At 34.1% G+C, this 16130-nt stretch carries 17 protein-coding genes, 1 tRNA gene and 1 pseudogene; 9 read left to right on the top strand and 10 right to left on the bottom strand.

The features are described 5' to 3' along the window. Positions 1–118: 118 nt before the first annotated feature. The 4 genes and pseudogenes from DFQ11_RS15115 to DFQ11_RS13835 all read right to left on the bottom strand — a co-directional run bounded on the left by DFQ11_RS15115 (position 119) and on the right by DFQ11_RS13835 (position 3587). Positions 119–454: a hypothetical protein gene (locus DFQ11_RS15115; RefSeq protein ID WP_146221541.1), complete on the bottom strand. Its 336-nt coding sequence runs from the start codon at positions 452–454 to the stop codon at positions 119–121. Positions 455–1075: 621 nt separating this feature from the next. Then, positions 1076–1729 (bottom strand): RteC domain-containing protein, encoded by a 654-nt coding sequence (locus DFQ11_RS13845; RefSeq protein ID WP_262508293.1) that lies wholly within the window; start codon positions 1727–1729, stop codon positions 1076–1078. A gap of 295 nt (positions 1730–2024) precedes the next feature. Next, positions 2025–3281, bottom strand: a pseudogene (locus DFQ11_RS15480) (site-specific integrase). 232 nt (positions 3282–3513) lie between these two features. Continuing rightward, a tRNA-Arg gene (locus DFQ11_RS13835) sits at positions 3514–3587 on the bottom strand. A gap of 83 nt (positions 3588–3670) precedes the next feature. Between DFQ11_RS13835 and DFQ11_RS13830 the strand changes: the two genes are divergently transcribed. The 6 genes from DFQ11_RS13830 (at position 3671) to DFQ11_RS13805 (ending at position 7916) form a co-directional block, all read left to right on the top strand. Continuing rightward, positions 3671–4306 (top strand): Crp/Fnr family transcriptional regulator, encoded by a 636-nt coding sequence (locus DFQ11_RS13830; RefSeq protein ID WP_110476476.1) that lies wholly within the window; start codon positions 3671–3673, stop codon positions 4304–4306. Between the two features lie 68 nt (positions 4307–4374). Further along, positions 4375–4932: a YeeE/YedE family protein gene (locus DFQ11_RS13825; RefSeq protein WP_110476475.1), complete on the top strand. Its 558-nt coding sequence runs from the start codon at positions 4375–4377 to the stop codon at positions 4930–4932. A gap of 2 nt (positions 4933–4934) precedes the next feature. Beyond that, positions 4935–5351 (top strand): DUF6691 family protein, encoded by a 417-nt coding sequence (locus tag DFQ11_RS13820; protein ID WP_110476474.1) that lies wholly within the window; start codon positions 4935–4937, stop codon positions 5349–5351. A 1-nt stretch (position 5352) separates the two neighbouring features. Then, positions 5353–6156: a sulfite exporter TauE/SafE family protein gene (locus tag DFQ11_RS13815; protein WP_110476473.1), complete on the top strand. Its 804-nt coding sequence runs from the start codon at positions 5353–5355 to the stop codon at positions 6154–6156. A gap of 72 nt (positions 6157–6228) precedes the next feature. Then, entirely contained in the window at positions 6229–7635 is a 1407-nt protein-coding gene (locus DFQ11_RS13810; RefSeq protein ID WP_110476472.1) for an MBL fold metallo-hydrolase, read from the top strand. Between the two features lie 11 nt (positions 7636–7646). Continuing rightward, positions 7647–7916: a heavy-metal-associated domain-containing protein gene (locus DFQ11_RS13805; RefSeq protein ID WP_110476471.1), complete on the top strand. Its 270-nt coding sequence runs from the start codon at positions 7647–7649 to the stop codon at positions 7914–7916. A gap of 59 nt (positions 7917–7975) precedes the next feature. Here the strand turns inward: DFQ11_RS13805 and DFQ11_RS13800 are convergent, their stop codons facing one another. The 6 genes from DFQ11_RS13800 to DFQ11_RS13775 all read right to left on the bottom strand — a co-directional run bounded on the left by DFQ11_RS13800 (position 7976) and on the right by DFQ11_RS13775 (position 13207). Then, a complete protein-coding gene (locus DFQ11_RS13800) occupies positions 7976–8251 on the bottom strand; it encodes an ATP-dependent Clp protease adaptor ClpS (RefSeq protein ID WP_110476470.1) in 276 nt (91 codons plus the stop codon). A gap of 75 nt (positions 8252–8326) precedes the next feature. Then, positions 8327–9163, bottom strand: coding sequence for a 50S ribosomal protein L11 methyltransferase (gene prmA / locus DFQ11_RS13795; RefSeq protein WP_110476469.1), 837 nt, complete (start codon positions 9161–9163; stop codon positions 8327–8329). Between the two features lie 201 nt (positions 9164–9364). After that, positions 9365–10123, bottom strand: a complete 759-nt coding sequence (gene tpiA, locus DFQ11_RS13790) for a triose-phosphate isomerase (RefSeq protein WP_110476500.1) — start codon at positions 10121–10123, stop codon at positions 9365–9367. A 147-nt stretch (positions 10124–10270) separates the two neighbouring features. Continuing rightward, positions 10271–11347, bottom strand: coding sequence for an ABC transporter permease (locus DFQ11_RS13785; RefSeq protein WP_110476468.1), 1077 nt, complete (start codon positions 11345–11347; stop codon positions 10271–10273). A 123-nt stretch (positions 11348–11470) separates the two neighbouring features. Further along, entirely contained in the window at positions 11471–12565 is a 1095-nt protein-coding gene (locus tag DFQ11_RS13780) for a BT_3928 family protein (RefSeq protein ID WP_110476467.1), read from the bottom strand. Between the two features lie 99 nt (positions 12566–12664). After that, positions 12665–13207 carry a DUF1599 domain-containing protein gene (locus tag DFQ11_RS13775; RefSeq protein ID WP_110476466.1) on the bottom strand — a complete coding sequence of 181 codons (543 nt, stop codon included), beginning with the start codon at positions 13205–13207 and terminating at the stop codon, positions 12665–12667. Between the two features lie 216 nt (positions 13208–13423). Between DFQ11_RS13775 and folP the strand changes: the two genes are divergently transcribed. From folP to cdaA, 3 genes are all read left to right on the top strand, one after another. Further along, positions 13424–14251 carry a dihydropteroate synthase gene (gene folP, locus DFQ11_RS13770; RefSeq protein ID WP_110476465.1) on the top strand — a complete coding sequence of 276 codons (828 nt, stop codon included), beginning with the start codon at positions 13424–13426 and terminating at the stop codon, positions 14249–14251. 193 nt (positions 14252–14444) lie between these two features. Beyond that, positions 14445–15230 carry a hypothetical protein gene (locus DFQ11_RS13765; RefSeq protein ID WP_110476464.1) on the top strand — a complete coding sequence of 262 codons (786 nt, stop codon included), beginning with the start codon at positions 14445–14447 and terminating at the stop codon, positions 15228–15230. A gap of 94 nt (positions 15231–15324) precedes the next feature. Next, on the top strand, positions 15325–16107 hold the full coding sequence (cdaA, locus tag DFQ11_RS13760; RefSeq protein WP_110476463.1) for a diadenylate cyclase CdaA: 783 nt from the start codon (positions 15325–15327) through the stop codon (positions 16105–16107). Positions 16108–16130: the final 23 nt, after the last annotated feature.

Genomic DNA, 16130 nt, shown 5'->3' with positions numbered 1-16130 from the left:
AAACCCAATTCTCTTATTTTCAAGCTTGCACCTAAGAAACTAACTCTATCATACATTTTGGATTAATTAACTGTTTTTTTTACAAGGAATTTTCACTACAGTTTACTTGATATAATCGCTATTCTATCACATCAAAATTATCAAAGAAGGTTTCCATGTCTGCTATAGGCATTAGGTGTTCTGTGATGTTGGGCAGCTGGCTAATGGTTAGTTTATTTATTTTAGAGTATGTGAGTCTCACTCCTAAAAGATCTTCAAGCATCATAGTTACCGCCTGACGTAGTAATTCTTTTGGGTACTGCCAGTAGTCTTGAAGGTAAATGGTGATGTTGAATTTTTTAGATTTTATGCAATATAGGTTGGGTAAAAAGAAAAGATCACTGATTTTTATTTTGAAATTTTGAAACTGGTATTCGGTATCAATGGCTTCAGTGATGGCGCTGAGGTCTTGCATAGGTCTGATTGATGCTATGAATCTCCAACCCTTGATTTTCGGTGCTTTACTAATTAGGTAGGCTGCTTTGATTGTTAGGCCCCTACTCTCTTTAGTGGTAATTATTAGTTTATATTTTTCATTCTCGTCTGTTGGTCCTACGACTGCAAAACCTAAGTTAGGGCAATAGTTATTGAGGCGCAATTGAAGGTCGAAATAGAGGTTGTCTTTATCGATGGTTGGATGGGCTTCAAAATAGTGATGGTTGTCTTTGAACCACTTCTAGAATGCTTTTGGAGTACTCATGTTGTTATTTGTTTTGGTTAGTGATTGACTTTCGTGGATTCGTGAATCTGCTTTTCAGCTAGAACTACTTACAATCTTTTATCCTTAGCAGATTTACTCATCACTCATTATTTTATATTATGGTATTCGTGAATCCGCCTTAATAGGGTTAACTACTTATAATCTTTTGTCTTTAGCGGATTTACTCATTACTTATTATTTTATAAACACTTGTAGTAAGTTGATTGTATTTAAAGTGTATTGATAGGAATTAGAGTGATTTCTTCGGTATGTCTTCGGTAGTACCGAAGAAATTTAACACAAACAGCATATAAACGACGTTAATCCAATTGATTATTAGACCTCGTCAAGTTCGATACGTTTCTGCAGGGAGATTTTCAAATGATCTAAAAACTTGGTAGTATCCTTTCCCCTATTCTTGATTTCAGCATAAGTCTTATAGAAATTATTGAGATTAATATCAAAAATTCCCGTACATGCTTCTGCCATTTTGCTAATTTCTACTTGTCCGTTTCTTATTGCTCCTAAGCTATGTAAGGCATATAATAATTCGACAAGATCTGTTTTCGACGCTGTCCAAGCTATTCGATTAAAAGCTGGAGGCCTTTCTTCATCAGCGATATTTTCATTTAGCTTCCTCAAATAGTTAAGCTCTTTATGATAATATTTAGAGAGCAAATCATAGCAAATAACTTGGGCTGCCAAATTATCATGACTTGTTGAGAATTCGGGATCGGTATAGTAATGGGTTGTATCTACAGGAAAATCTAACCTATCCACTTCACGAACAAAATAAATGTGATCTAACATAGAATTAGATTGCTTCATGTATTGAAAAAATTCTAGATTACGAAGTTTATGTTTTTCGAGTTTAGCTATTAAATAGGTAACATAATCTATTTGCTGTAATATGTCTGCATTAGGTTTCTCGAAGATAAATCTTCTTACTTTTGAGAAAAATTCGATTCGTACGTTTATACATGGTTTGATTATTTTAAAGAAAAATATTTCCTTTTCTTGGTTAGAAAAGCACTTATTCGTTCTTAGTAATTTTCTCAGTTGATTTAAAGTATCTATAGAAAGGTGTTATCCTTTGTTTAAAACTTTTAGATCTTGAAGATTCGATGGTTTAATTAAGGTTACTTGCTTGGTATAGCTCTTTGTGATTGGCCCAATTTCCTGCATATTCTGAAAAATTGAAATAAACCTTCAAATTATATAATAATTTAATTATTTCAAAATCAATTGATTACAAATTATATTTTAACTCCTTTTATGTGATTCGTTATGCTTTATTTTTACTTTCTGACTCCTTGTTTTTGTTTCTTAAAATATTCTGTAGAATATTCATATCGTTACTTATTTTATGCTCTAATACTCGTGCATAAATCTGGGTGGTCGCTATTTTTGAATGTCCTAAAAGTTTAGAAACGGTTTCTATTGGCACCCCATTTGACAAAGTTACTGTAGTAGCAAATGTATGACGTGCCATATGAAATGTTAGTTTTTTCTGTATTCCAACAAAGTTGGCTACTTCTTTGAGATAAACGTTTAGTTTTTCATTTGTGATCACAGGTAGTAAGGACCCAGTTACTGCTGTTATAGGATGGTCTTCATACTTTTTTATGATTCTGAAAGCTTGGTCTAATAGAGGCACCTTGACTGTTGCTTTGGTTTTTTGCCTTTTGGTTTCTATCCAGTTCCCACCGTTTATATATAACACAAGGTTATCGGTAGTAAGACTCATAATATCTACGTAGCTAATTCCTGTATAGCAGCTGAATACGAATAGATCGCGAACGCGGTCTAATCGTTCTGAAATAAATACTTTTTCTTCCAGTTTTTTTAATTCGAGTTCGGATAAAAATTCTCTGGTGGTTTTGTCATATTTCATTTTCCATTTAACAAAAGGGTCTCGGTCTATCCACTCTAAATGGTAGGCTAGAGTTACAACTTTTCTTAAGCGCTGTATGTGCTTCATTCGGGTATTATTGCTTAGTGCTTTTGGATGACCAGTTGGTCAAACTTTACAAAGGAATAATTTGAATTGACTTAAGAATTCGAAATTGAGTTTGTTTAAATTGATATCTGTAGTTTTCATTTTCTCCTTAATAAACCGGAATACGTAATTTTGCGTAATTCCATAATTTCTAATAGATCCCGCAGCTAGAGTATCTCTAATTTTTTCATTGTGATAGTCGAAAATATCCTTTAAAGACTTGCTGTCTTGATCATCGCCGTTATAAATGGCCTTGATTAGTTTTGCAGTTATAAGCTCGTCTTTAAATTTTAAGTCTTGATAAATCTGAAAAATCTTGGAATTAACCTCATCTATATATAGGTTAATTTGTCTCGCCGCGGCTGAGGTTCCTTTTGCTTTTTTCTTTTTCTGATCCCAAATAGAAATTGGAACACGTCTTTTTAGACTAATGTTTACTCTTTTTCCATCTACAGTAACCCGTAAATAAAGAGGTGCATCTTGATTGACTACTCTAGTAGTGTGCAACCAGAAGAATGTCGAGAATGTGTGTTTTGCGCGCATAGTTGTCGTCTTTAGATATTAAACATCGCTAGGACGAAAGTCAAATCAACTGTACTCTTGAACACTTTTTTTCTTCAAAGTGTCTACAGTGTAGACACTTTGAATTGGTGGTAACCGATTTGTAGACCATTTAAATTGAAATAAGACCAAATTAAATGTTTGTCTAAAAACCAGAAAACCACTCAAATCATAGTGATTGAGTGGTTTTGCTAAGAATTCACATTCTTTTTAGTGACCATGGCAGGATTCAAACCTGCAACCTCTTGAGCCGTAATCAAGTGCGCTATTCAGTTGCGCCACATGGCCATTTTAAGTGGGTGCAAATATAACACTTTTATTAAAAAACAACCAAATTATTTTTTCAATTTTCTTATTCTTATTTTTGAAGCATGATATCTAAAGAAATACTTCAGCCGTTCCACTATTTATTCGACGCAGAAATACTCGACAATATAGCGGAAGTTGCCTTTCTCAAAACTTTCAAAAAATCTGATATTATTATTGATATCGGTCAAGACTTAAACTTCATCCCATTACTAGTTAAAGGGAATATAAAAGTACTGAGAGAAGATAATAGAGGCGACGAACTTTTACTTTATGTTTTAGAGTCTGGTGATACTTGCGCCATGTCTTTAACCTGTTGCATGGTAAAATCTGCAAGTAAGATTCGTGCAATAGCAGATGAAGACGCAACCGTTATTATGATTCCTATCGAAAATATGCAACTTTGGTTTAATACTAATGAGAGTTGGAGGAACTTTATTTTACAAAGTTATCAAGTTCGGTTTGATGAAATGCTCGAAACAATTGACACCTTGGCATTCATGAAAATGGATGAACGCTTATTTAAATACCTCACTGATCAGGTTAAGCTCGCTAGTTCTACGAATTTAGAAATGACTCATCTTGAAATTGCCGAAGACTTAAATACATCGCGAGTCGTAATTTCTCGACTTTTAAAACAGTTAGAACGTGAAGGCAAAATTGAACTTGGCCGAAACAAAATTCATGTCATAGACTTTTAACGTCTTATTATATCAGTCTTAATTACATAATCCTATTTTTGCATCAAATTTAAATCAACTTTTAATTTATGGAATACATATTAGAACCTTGGCCATGGTACGTTTCAGGACCATGTATGGCAATCGTGATGTTTCTTCTATTATACTTCGGAAGAACTTTTGGCATGTCTTCAAACCTGAGAACATTATGCGCCATTGGTGGTGCCGGTAAAAAAGCAAAGTTCTTCGATTTCGATTGGAAAAGTCAAAGATGGAATCTCGTTGTAGTACTCGGTGCTATCGTTGGTGGTTTTATAGCGCATCACTTTTTGTCTAATCCTATCGATATTGATTTGAGTGAAGCAACAGTTCAAGACTTATCAGCTCTAGGTTTTAACGATGCTGGACAAAGCTTATTACCACCTGAATTATTTAGTTGGGATTCGGTTTTAAGTGTAAAAGGTCTATTAATTCTAATAATTGGTGGCTTCCTAGTTGGTTTTGGAACCCGTTATGCTGGTGGCTGCACCTCTGGGCACTCCATTACTGGCTTAAGCAGTTTACAATTACCATCTTTAGTTGCAACCATAGGTTTCTTCTTAGGAGGTTTAATTATGATTCACCTTATTTATCCAATACTATTTTAATCATGGGAAAATATATAAAGTTTTTTGTTGTTGGTCTTTTCTTCGGAATTGTTCTTGTTAAATCAGAAGCGGTTTCTTGGTATCGTATTTTTGAAATGTTCAAATTTCAATCGTTTCATATGTATGGCATCATTGGTTCTGCCATTGTGACTGGAGTTATTCTATTGTCAATTTCAAAATTTAAAAAAATAAAAACTATAGAAGGGACAAATATTCGTGTTCCCTTAAAAGAACGTGGTCTTACCCGTTATATCATTGGCGGAATTATCTTTGGATTAGGTTGGGCTTTATGTGGTGCTTGTCCTGGACCTATGTATGTACTATTAGGAACTGGTGTTGCGCCAATGCTTATTGTTATAACTGCAGCGTTATTAGGCACATTTACTTACGGACTATTACGAGATAAATTACCGCACTAATATGGAATTAATGGAGATTTTAGGCTATTTAGGAGCATTAGTAGTAGGGTTGGTTTTAGGCCTTATTGGTGGTGGTGGATCAATTTTAACCGTGCCTATATTAGTATACCTTATAGGTTTTAACCCATTAGTTGCCACAGCCTACTCTCTTTTTGTTGTCGGTGTCACTTCATCTATCGGGGCTTTTCAGAATTTCAAAAAAGGATTGGTCGATTTAAAAACGGCTGCCTTATTTGCTATTCCAGCATTTATCGCCGTATATCTCACAAGACGTTATCTTATTATTCTGATTCCTGAAGTGGTTTTTACGGTGAACGACTTTAAGGTTACGAATTCCATATTTATTATGATGCTGTTCGCTATAATCATGTTATTAGCGAGCTTCTCTATGATAAGAACGAAAAAAGACAAGGGGCTTGAGGGCGAAACACAGGCTATTCAATACAACTACCCACTAATTGCTCTTGAAGGAATTGTCGTTGGCGTGTTAACCGGACTTGTCGGTGCAGGAGGTGGATTTCTAATCATTCCTGCTTTAGTCCTATTGGCGAAGCTTCCAATGAAACAAGCCGTAGGTACCTCATTATTAATTATTGCTGTAAAATCGCTTATTGGTTTCCTAGGCGATTTACCTAATATGGATGTGGATTGGCCATTTCTACTCCTATTTACTGCCATTTCCATTGTTGGTATAATTCTTGGCGTCTATCTTTCTAAATATATTAGTAGTAAAAAACTAAAGAAAGGATTTGGCTATTTTACCCTGATTATGGCATTTTATATTATATATAAAGAACTGTTTTAACAGGCATTGTGACAAATGTCACATCACAACATTTGAAGTTTATTAACTTTGTAACTCATTAAATTAATTATTATGAAAATAGAACAATTATATACAGGCTGTCTTGCACAAGGCGCTTATTATATTGAATCTGAAGGAGAGGTTGCTATAATTGATCCTTTAAGAGAAGTTCAACAATATATCGATAAGGCTAAAGCAAATAACGCAACAATTAAATATATTTTAGAAACGCATTTTCATGCTGATTTTGTTTCGGGACATGTTGATTTAGCGAAGAAAACTGGAGCCTCTATTGTGTACGGTCCAGGCGCTACTACAGATTATAAAATTCATTCGGCAACAGATGGTGAAGAGCTGAAACTTGGAAAAGTAACTATTAAAGTTCTGCATACTCCAGGTCATACATTAGAATCTGTGACTTATTTGTTAAGAGATGAAAACGGTAAAGATCATGCAATTTTCTCTGGAGACACCTTATTCTTAGGCGATGTAGGCCGACCTGATTTAGCCATAAAATCGGATTTAACTAAAGAAGATTTAGCAGGAATGTTATTCGATTCGCTTCGAAATAAGATCATGCCTTTAGCGGATGATGTTATTGTTTACCCTGCTCATGGCGCTGGTTCTGCCTGTGGTAAAAACTTAAGTAAAGAAACTGTTGGTGTCTTAGGCGAGCAGAAAAAAACAAATTATGCTTTACGTGCAGATATGACGAAGGAAGAATTCATTAAGGAAGTTCTTGATGGTATTGCTCCGCCTCCACAGTATTTTGCAAAAAATGCCATGATGAATAAAATGGGTTATGATGCCTTTGATTCGGTATTAGAAAAAGGAGATGTTCCTCTTAGTCCTGAAGAATTTGAAGCCATGGCTAATCACGAATCTGCTTTAGTTTTAGATGTTAGAACACAAGCCGATTATATAAAAGGACATATACCGAATTCAATTTTCATTGGTCTCAATGGTCAATTTGCGCCTTGGGTTGGTGCTTTGATTACCGACTTAAAACAACCTATCGTATTAGTAGTTCCTGAAGGTAAATCTTCAGAAGCGGTGACGCGCTTATCTCGAGTGGGTTATGATAACACCTTAGGCTATCTTGAAGGAGGCATGGATGCATGGGAAAAAGCAGGTAAGGACATTTCTACCTTAGATTCTATCTCGGCTGAAGAATTTGCAAATAGAGCTAAAGCTGAAAAAATAAATATTCTGGATGTTCGTAAGGATGGTGAGTACCAATCTTCACATCTTGAGGATGCACAACATTTATCTTTAGATTTTATAAATGAAAAGATGAACGAAGTGAGTAAAGACAAAACTTACTATGTACATTGTGCAGGTGGTTACCGATCAGTAATTGCAGCTTCTATATTGAAAGCTAGAGGCTATGATAAACTCATTGATGTTGCTGGAGGATTCGGTGCTATTAAAAAGACGGATTTAAAGACAACGGATTTTGTTTGTCCTTCAACTTTATAATTTAATTCCTCATGAAAACGACATTTAATATACAAAACTTAAAGTGTGGTGGCTGCGCTAACACCATCATCACTCAACTATCTAAATTAGACGGAGTATCTGATGTTAGTGTTAATAACGATACGGATGAAGTCAGTTTTAGTTATGCGAATGAGGCGGATGTTGACCTTGTAAAAACTAAACTATCTAGTTTAGGTTACCCCATTGAAGGCGATGCGAATTCTTTACCTAAGAAAGCCAAATCACTTGTAAGTTGTGCGGTGGGTAGAATGACTAATTAAGACTTGATTTTAGATATAAATACAAATAAAAAATCCCACTTAACGTGGGATTTTTTTTATTACACTATTTCTGCACTAAGTCCTGCTTGAAGCAGCTTAGAACAACGCGGCTCTAAGTCTTCATAAGAGCCAGTTTTCACTGTACATTTTCCTTTATAATGAACTAATAAGGCACATTGCTCTGCTTGTTCCGGCATATGGTCACAAGCATAAATAAGTGTATCAATAACATGGTCGAAAGTGTTGACGTCGTCATTGAATAACACAATTTCATTCTGATTTAATAATTCTTCTTTTAGAAGTAACTCTTCTGAATATTTTTCTTTTGTCATAATCTTAATTGATTTTGAGATTATTGTGTTTTGCTCTAAAACTGAACCTATTTTACAGCTTTAGGAAATAAAACCCTACTAATTTATAAAATTTAAAGATACCCACTGCCCTTTTTGGAGAGTTTCGCTCAATTTTAACATATACTTATTACACTCTTCTTCAATCACTTGAATATCTTCCTTATAGAATCCACTTAAAAATAAGCTTCCGTTTTCATTTAAACATTTAGCATAATGTTGAATATCTGCCAATAATATATTTCTATTGATATTCGCTATAATACTGTCGTATGTCTTACCTTTTAATAAGGCTACGTCTCCTTCATAAACTGAAATGTTTTTACAATCATTTCGTTCTACGTTTTCTAAACTATTCAGATAACACCAATTGTCAATATCAATAGCATCTAATTTGCTCGCGCCTACTTTTTCTGCTAAAATGGCTAACACCCCAGTTCCACACCCCATATCTAAAACTGATTTCCCTTTAAAATCATTCTTTAAAATATGTTGAATCATCATATGTGTCGTTTCATGATGACCAGTACCGAAACTCATTTTCGGTTCTATGATTAAATCGTATTTTGTATCTGGCTTCTCATGAAATGGTGCACGTACCGAAACTAAATCATCGACTATAATGGGATTAAAATTCTTTTCCCATTCTTCATTCCAATTGGTTTGTTCAATTTCATTGAAGTCGAAAGTGATTTCAAATTCATCCGAACCTAAAATATGAATGCTATCCAAAATGTCTTCATGCCATTCGTCTTTTTGAATATAAGCTGTGACACCTTCTTCCGTTTCTACGAAGCTTTCAAAACCTGCATAACCAAGCTCTGCGATTAATATTTCCGTTCCTAGTTGAAGCGGTGCTACTTTAAAATTGTAACCTAAGTAAATTGTATTTGACATTTTTGATATTTTACGATATACGATTTTTTATTACTATTGGATGTTTCACTACGTCGGATCTCACATTCTTGCTAACGGAATCTGCGTTAGCGGTAGAAACGGCATCCTTTTTATTGGATAAGGTCGCCAAGCTGACCTTATTCCATAAAAAGATATAGTGGATGACGCGACCCTTGTGGTAACGCCCAAATTATGATATGATTAAAACGCGTTAATTATAGCTGAAAAATCTTCGGCTTTTAATGCTGCACCACCAATTAACCCACCATCTACGTCTGGTTTAGAGAAAATTTCCTTTGCGTTGGCAGGTTTTACACTTCCGCCATAAAGAATTGAAACAGAATTAGCCACGTCGCTACCGTATTTATCCGCCAAAGTCTTTCTGATAAATGCATGCATATCTTGTGCTTGTTCTGGACTCGCTGTTTCGCCAGTTCCAATCGCCCAAACAGGTTCATATGCCAATACGATTTTTTTGAAAGCCTCTGCCTCTAAATGGAACAGCGCGTTTTTGATTTGACTCTCAACCACAGCTTCTTCTTTACCCGCTTTTCTATCTGCTAATTCTTCTCCGAAACAGAAGATAACTTCTAGCTTATTGGCTAAAGCAGCGTTTACTTTTTCGGCTAATAGCTCATCGGTTTCACCAAAGTATGCACGTCTTTCTGAGTGCCCTAAAATCACCGTTTTAACACCAATACTTCTTAACATTTCCGCTGAAACTTCACCTGTAAAGGCACCGTTTTTAGCTTGATGCATGTTTTGTGCCGCAACTTCTAATTTTGATTTTTTTGAGCGTTTTACAGCAGTAGCAAGATTTACAAAGGTTGGAGCTATGATTACTCTTGTATCTTTTAAGTCTGATTTTTTAAGTGATTTTCTGATTTTTTTGACCAACTTTTTAGTGGCTTTTAAATCATTATTCATTTTCCAGTTTCCGGCTACTATATTTTTTCTCATAATATTGCCCATAACATTGGGTATCTTATTAGTTAAACTTCTAATTATATTTTGTCCAATTGGGTTTCGTGAACCTTAAAGGATAATTCAATTCACAAAAATAAGATATTAAAGACAAATTACTGTGGACAATGGATAACTTAAAGCTTAAGACAACTTAACTCTTGGATCTAACCACGCGTAAATAATATCTACAAAAATATTAATGGTAATAAAGATGATAGCTATGACTAAAACGGCTCCCATAATTACGGGTAAGTCTAAGGTGTTTAGTGCATTTACTATTTCTTTTCCGAGTCCATTCCAACCGAAAATATATTCAACAAACACGGCTCCTGCTAGCATTGAAGCAAACCAACCTGAAATCGCTGTGACCACTGGATTTAGAGCATTTTTTACAGCGTGATTTTTTATCACTTGAAATTCACTTAACCCTTTAGCTCTCGCTGTTCTTATATAATCTTGATTAAGCACTTCTAATAAGGAATTTCGCATAAGTTGAATCACCACAGCTAAAGGTCTAATTCCTAAAACAATGGCAGGCAGAACTAAGTTTTTCCATTGGATGGTCATTTTTTCTCCAAAATCATCGAGTTCGTACAAACTACCTGTCATTTCTAAATTGGTGTACTTATGCCATACAAAACCAAATAACCAGGCAAACAGAATCGCACTAAAAAATGAAGGCACACTCATACCAAAAGTGCTTAGAATCTGAATAGTTTTATCTATCCAAGTATCTTTATACAATGCTGAAATAATACCGAAAATAATACCGAGTATTATAGCAATAACAATAGCCGAAATCGCTAAAACAAATGTATTTGGAATGGTTTCTCCAATGACTTGGGTAACTTTCTTGCCTTGTTTGGTGAAGGACTCACGTAAATATGGGGCCTTTAAAACCGTTGTTGTATTTCCTATACTGAATAACTTTGTGGCCGTGTACTTATTTGGACTTAAAAAGGTATAATCTGTGGCTGTATTAGAATGAAAAGATACTGGTGATAAATCATTCAAATAGTACAAAAACTGTGTTCCTATAGGTTTGTCAAAACCGTACTTCTGCTTCACTGCTTCTACTTGCTCTGCCGTTTGATTTTGCCCAAGCATCATCTTTGCTGGATCACCTGGTAAAATTGTAAACAAAAAGAAAATGACGGTAATCACCCCAATTAAGGTGATAAAAGCATAAAAGATTTTATTGGCTAAATATCTAATCAATCCTTATTTTCTTGTTTTACTATTAAATAGAACTAGGTTAATTAACACAATGCTTTATCATTAGTAGTCCTGATATAATTGTATTTCTCTCCCCCAACGGCTAATTGTAATTAAAAACTAAGATTACAGTTTCAGGTCTTCTAAATCGTTCCAATGTGCTTTTTGCATCACAGTTCCCTTTTCTAGAATAATGATTCCTGGGTTTGCTCTAACTATAGTTTTAATCACTTTTTCATCACATAAATAGAACTCGAAATCAAGGTTGTACTCTTGTTTCACTTTCGCTTTATCTTGAGCTCCTGAAGATGATAATCCGATCACTGTATAACCTTTAGCTTTCGCCTTTTCTGAAAATGCTTTCAGTTTTTCAACACCTTTTGATTCGGCTTTGGTCACATTATACATGGTAATCATAATAAGTTTCTCTTGTGACAGAAAGTGATCTGTTAAATCTTCGTCTTCAGATTCTATAGATAAATCTTGAATTGGTGGAATATAACCTTCGTCAATAGTTTTGGTTTCAACACCAACATACTCGCCATCTACAGTTGGATAACTTCCGTTGGTAACAAACTCTTGTTCCTCTCCGTTTACGTTAAACGTCCAAGTATATTCTAAAACTGGCTTTTGAGCATCTTCTGGAATAATCATTTGTTCCGGAATATTCTTTCCTATAGCATAAGCTCTAAAATCAATCGCTGGTAAGTGCATCAATACGTGGTATCCGAACCAAAGCGACAAAATGAAGCTTAATAGAGCAATTACTGTTGTTACTAAACTTGAAAAAATTGGTTTGATATGCTTAATTCCGAAAAACAGGATTAAAATCAACACTAATAACACTACATCTTTAGTAAAACTCTCCCAAGGGGTTAATTTTAAAGCATCTCCGAAACAGCCACAGTCTTTTACTTTATCAAAATATGCGGAATAGAAGGTTAAGAAAGTGAAGAAGACAATCATTAAAAGCAAACTCCAAACTGTAAATTTTGGTTTATAGCCTATTAATAGGAACACCCCTAAAACGACTTCAAACACAACTACAATCACTGAAATTCCCAAAGCGTAGGGAATTAAAAATTCAATATTTAAAACATCTGAACCGAAGTATTCTTCCAATTTATATGAAAACCCAAGTGGATCGTTCAATTTTATAAACCCTGAAATAACGAATAATATTCCTGTAAAAATTCTGCTTAGTTGTACTAAATACTTCATGTTCTTATTTATTTCTTAGTGCTATTTAAGTATTATGATTTATTTGACCTCGTCAAACTTTAAATCAGTTGAAAGTTAGTTTTTTTTTAATTTTGAGTATTACTCCGCTTCACCTAAGTGAATCATTGCAAAGACCGCATAATTAATCATATCTTGATAATTAGCATCAATACCTTCGCTAACAATTGTTTTCCCTGCGTTGTCTTCTATCTGTTTTACTCGTAATAGTTTTTGCAAAATTAAATCCGTTAAAGAACTTACTCGCATATCTCTCCACGCTTCCCCGTAATCATGATTTTTATTCATCATCAACTGCTTGGTTATTGCAATTTTTTCATCATACAATTCGGTAGCTTCTTCTGTATTTAGATCTGGTTGCTCTACAACGCCCTTATCTAATTGAATTAAAGCCATGGCGCAGTAATTAATAATTCCAATAAATTCACTAACCTCACCTTCGTCAACTTTCCTCTCGGCATTTTGTTGCAATCCTCTAATTCGTTGAGCTTTTATAAAAATTTGATCGGTTAATGATGGTAATCTTAAAATGCGCCATGCACTCCCATAATCAGTCATCTTATTTACAAATAGCGCTCTTGATTTTGCGATTATAGCATCGTATTGTTTTGAAGTATCTTGCATTTATTAAAAATTAGCTCCTCGTTGTTACAAGCTTTATTGGGTTAAAAATAAGAAAACTCGAAATTATAAATATCTCGATTTTCGAGTAAAATTTGCGTAAATTTCGCTTAAATAGTTAAGAGTTCAAAGTTAGCTGTTCAATGTTTTAATTTTTACTTGAAACTTTTAGTTTATATTAACAACTTTGCACTCTATTATCGAATTTCAAATCCATTTATGACAATTAATTGTAAAGGCCAACTTGTAGATTTATCCACTCCTAAAGTCATGGGGATTCTAAATGTGACACCAGATTCATTCTTCGATGGTGGTAAACATAAGGAAACTTCAGACATTCTCAAACAAGTTGAAAAGATGCTGCAAGAAGGGGCTACTTTTATAGATATAGGTGGTTATAGTTCACGACCAAATGCCGACGATGTAAGCGAGGGTGAAGAGTTAAATCGTGTTATTCCAATAATTGAATTAATTCTAAAACATTTTCCCAAAACCTTAATTTCCATTGATACTTTTCGCAGTCAGGTGGCTAAACAAAGTGTTGAATCTGGCGCAGCATTAGTCAATGATATTTCAGCAGGAAAATTGGATGACAATATGCTTTCTACGGTAGGTAAACTTGGCGTACCTTATATCATGATGCATATGAAAGGGAATCCTAATACCATGCAGACACTAACTCAGTACGACGATTTAGCAAAAGAGGTCATCGCTTATTTTGCAGAACGAATAGCCGCTGCACACAAAGAAAAAATCAACGATATTATAATAGATCCTGGGTTCGGTTTTTCTAAAACTTTAGAACAAAATTTTGAATTGATGCATAAATTGGAATTGCTTGAGCTCATTGACAAACCTATTTTAGCTGGAATTTCCAGAAAGTCGATGATTTATAAGACATTGAATACAACACCACAATTCGCGTTAAATGGTACGACGGCCTTACATATGGTTAGCTTACAAAAAGGCGCATCAATTTTACGAGTTCACGATGTTCAAGAAGTGATGGAATGTGTCACTCTTTTTAACCAGCTAAATACCTATTAGGATTTAAAATATGTTACTTTTAAATTATGAAATATAACAACATATTAATCGTTAAATAACACCCCTAAAGTCCCTTCAAGGGGACAATGTTCCGATTAATCGATTAGGGATGTCCCCTCAAGGAGACTTTAGGGCTGTATAAAATAATAGAAACGGCAAAAACATAAAAAACTCAATATATCCTAAAAAACCAATGCGCTATATATATCTACTCATTATTTTAACATGTCTAAATTGCAGTAAGGAACGTATTTTACATCTTCCAGAAATTGAACAGGCAGAAATCACAGAAGTTTTAGACGTGTCACCAGCCTATATTTTTTATGATGAAACACAAACAGATTCGACTTTACTCAATCGGAAAAATTTAATTATTTCTACCAATTGGTTGGTTAATGTTGATAGACGTTTGACATTAAATCAAGCCATTCCAAAAATTAAATTGATGCAAGACAAGAAGCGAAATGCTGGAATGCATAAAAATGAAGAAGCCAAGAATTATTACACCTGTAACGCTACGAATATTAAAAATTTAGGCTTTATAGAGTTTACAGATATCTATTACGAATTTGAAAACCCTGAAAAAAAATTAATAGACCTTATTGAATTACTCCCGAGCACTTCTAAAGAAAATGAAGAAGACAAAGCGGAGGAAACTAATGACAACCTAAGTGAGGAAGATATTAGTGAAGATAATATAAGCCAAAGCTCAGCTAAAGAACCTTCAGTTGAATTTACACCTTTAAAAGTGCGAATCCATGCTGAAAATCAAGATAAATTCAAGAAAAAAACGGTGACTTATCGAGATTTATTAAAACTTCACTCACCTTCATCTAAAGATGAAAAAATTCATGGTTTTAAAGTGAATTTCTATTTTGATAAAGGCCTTAGCTTTCAAGATTATATATCAATAAAAACGAAACTATTGAAAATAAAATCCGATAAGATAAAGATTGACTCTACCGAGTACATTTATTAATTGAAGCATTCACTGCCATAAAACGCGAATAATGAAATCGGATTTCTCCTTCCACTAAACTTAAATTATTAAATTAGCAAAAAGACAATAGCTTTTGGACAACTTACAACTTTGGGATTTTAGATTTATAGACTTTGTGGATGTATTTCTCGTTGCCATCCTACTCTATTATATCTATAAACTAGTTAAAGGAACGGTCGCTATCAATATTTTTATTGGTATTCTTATCATTTATTTTGCATGGCGACTAACAGACTACCTCAATATGTATATGCTGTATAGCATTTTTGATGGGTTTATGAAAGTTGGTATTATTGCCTTAATTGTGGTCTTTCAACCTGAAATCAGGAAATTTCTTTTAATGGTTGGCTCTACTAATATAGGTGGCAAACGAAATATTTTTAAAAATTTCAAATTCCTTAAAAACGACGACCAAACCACAACGGATGTTGATGCAATAGTTAATGCTTGCAATAAAATGGGCGCTACAAATACCGGCGCATTAATTGTTATTGAAAGAAATAATAACTTAGATTTCTTAACTAATACAGGTGATGAGATGAATATCCTTGTCTCACAACCTATCATAGAAAGTATCTTTTTTAAGAATAGTCCACTTCACGATGGCGCTATTATTATTGATAATAACATAGTAAAAGCCACTCGAGTTATACTTCCTGTAAGTAATGATAGAACCATACCAGAACGTTTTGGCTTACGCCACAGAGCTGCAATTGGTATTACCGAAAAGACTGATGCTGTCGCATTATGTGTAAGTGAAGAAACTGGACAAATTTCTTATATAAAAAATGGCGAATTTGTTATGTTTCAAAACACGGATGAGCTAAGAGATAAAATTAAAGAAGACTTAGCTTAGTACACAGAGTTCATGGGGAACTG

The organism is Winogradskyella epiphytica, from assembly GCF_003217215.1.
GTDB classification, from domain to species: Bacteria; Bacteroidota; Bacteroidia; order Flavobacteriales; family Flavobacteriaceae; genus Winogradskyella; species Winogradskyella epiphytica.
The sequence above is the reverse complement of the archived record's forward strand: the minus strand, read 5'-3'. Positions and strand labels throughout refer to the sequence as shown.

Coding starts and splice junctions, on each gene's coding strand:
- DFQ11_RS13820 (WP_110476474.1), top strand. CDS start 4,935: ATGGGAAAATATATAAAGTTTTTTGTTGTTGGTCTTTTCTTCGGAATT.
- DFQ11_RS15115 (WP_146221541.1), bottom strand. CDS start 454: ATGCAAGACCTCAGCGCCATCACTGAAGCCATTGATACCGAATACCAG.
- tpiA (WP_110476500.1), bottom strand. CDS start 10,123: ATGAGAAAAAATATAGTAGCCGGAAACTGGAAAATGAATAATGATTTA.
- folP (WP_110476465.1), top strand. CDS start 13,424: ATGACAATTAATTGTAAAGGCCAACTTGTAGATTTATCCACTCCTAAA.
- DFQ11_RS13815 (WP_110476473.1), top strand. CDS start 5,353: ATGGAATTAATGGAGATTTTAGGCTATTTAGGAGCATTAGTAGTAGGG.
- DFQ11_RS13825 (WP_110476475.1), top strand. CDS start 4,375: ATGGAATACATATTAGAACCTTGGCCATGGTACGTTTCAGGACCATGT.
- DFQ11_RS13810 (WP_110476472.1), top strand. CDS start 6,229: ATGAAAATAGAACAATTATATACAGGCTGTCTTGCACAAGGCGCTTAT.
- prmA (WP_110476469.1), bottom strand. CDS start 9,163: ATGTCAAATACAATTTACTTAGGTTACAATTTTAAAGTAGCACCGCTT.
- DFQ11_RS13830 (WP_110476476.1), top strand. CDS start 3,671: ATGATATCTAAAGAAATACTTCAGCCGTTCCACTATTTATTCGACGCA.
- DFQ11_RS13805 (WP_110476471.1), top strand. CDS start 7,647: ATGAAAACGACATTTAATATACAAAACTTAAAGTGTGGTGGCTGCGCT.
- DFQ11_RS13775 (WP_110476466.1), bottom strand. CDS start 13,207: ATGCAAGATACTTCAAAACAATACGATGCTATAATCGCAAAATCAAGA.
- DFQ11_RS13780 (WP_110476467.1), bottom strand. CDS start 12,565: ATGAAGTATTTAGTACAACTAAGCAGAATTTTTACAGGAATATTATTC.
- DFQ11_RS13765 (WP_110476464.1), top strand. CDS start 14,445: ATGCGCTATATATATCTACTCATTATTTTAACATGTCTAAATTGCAGT.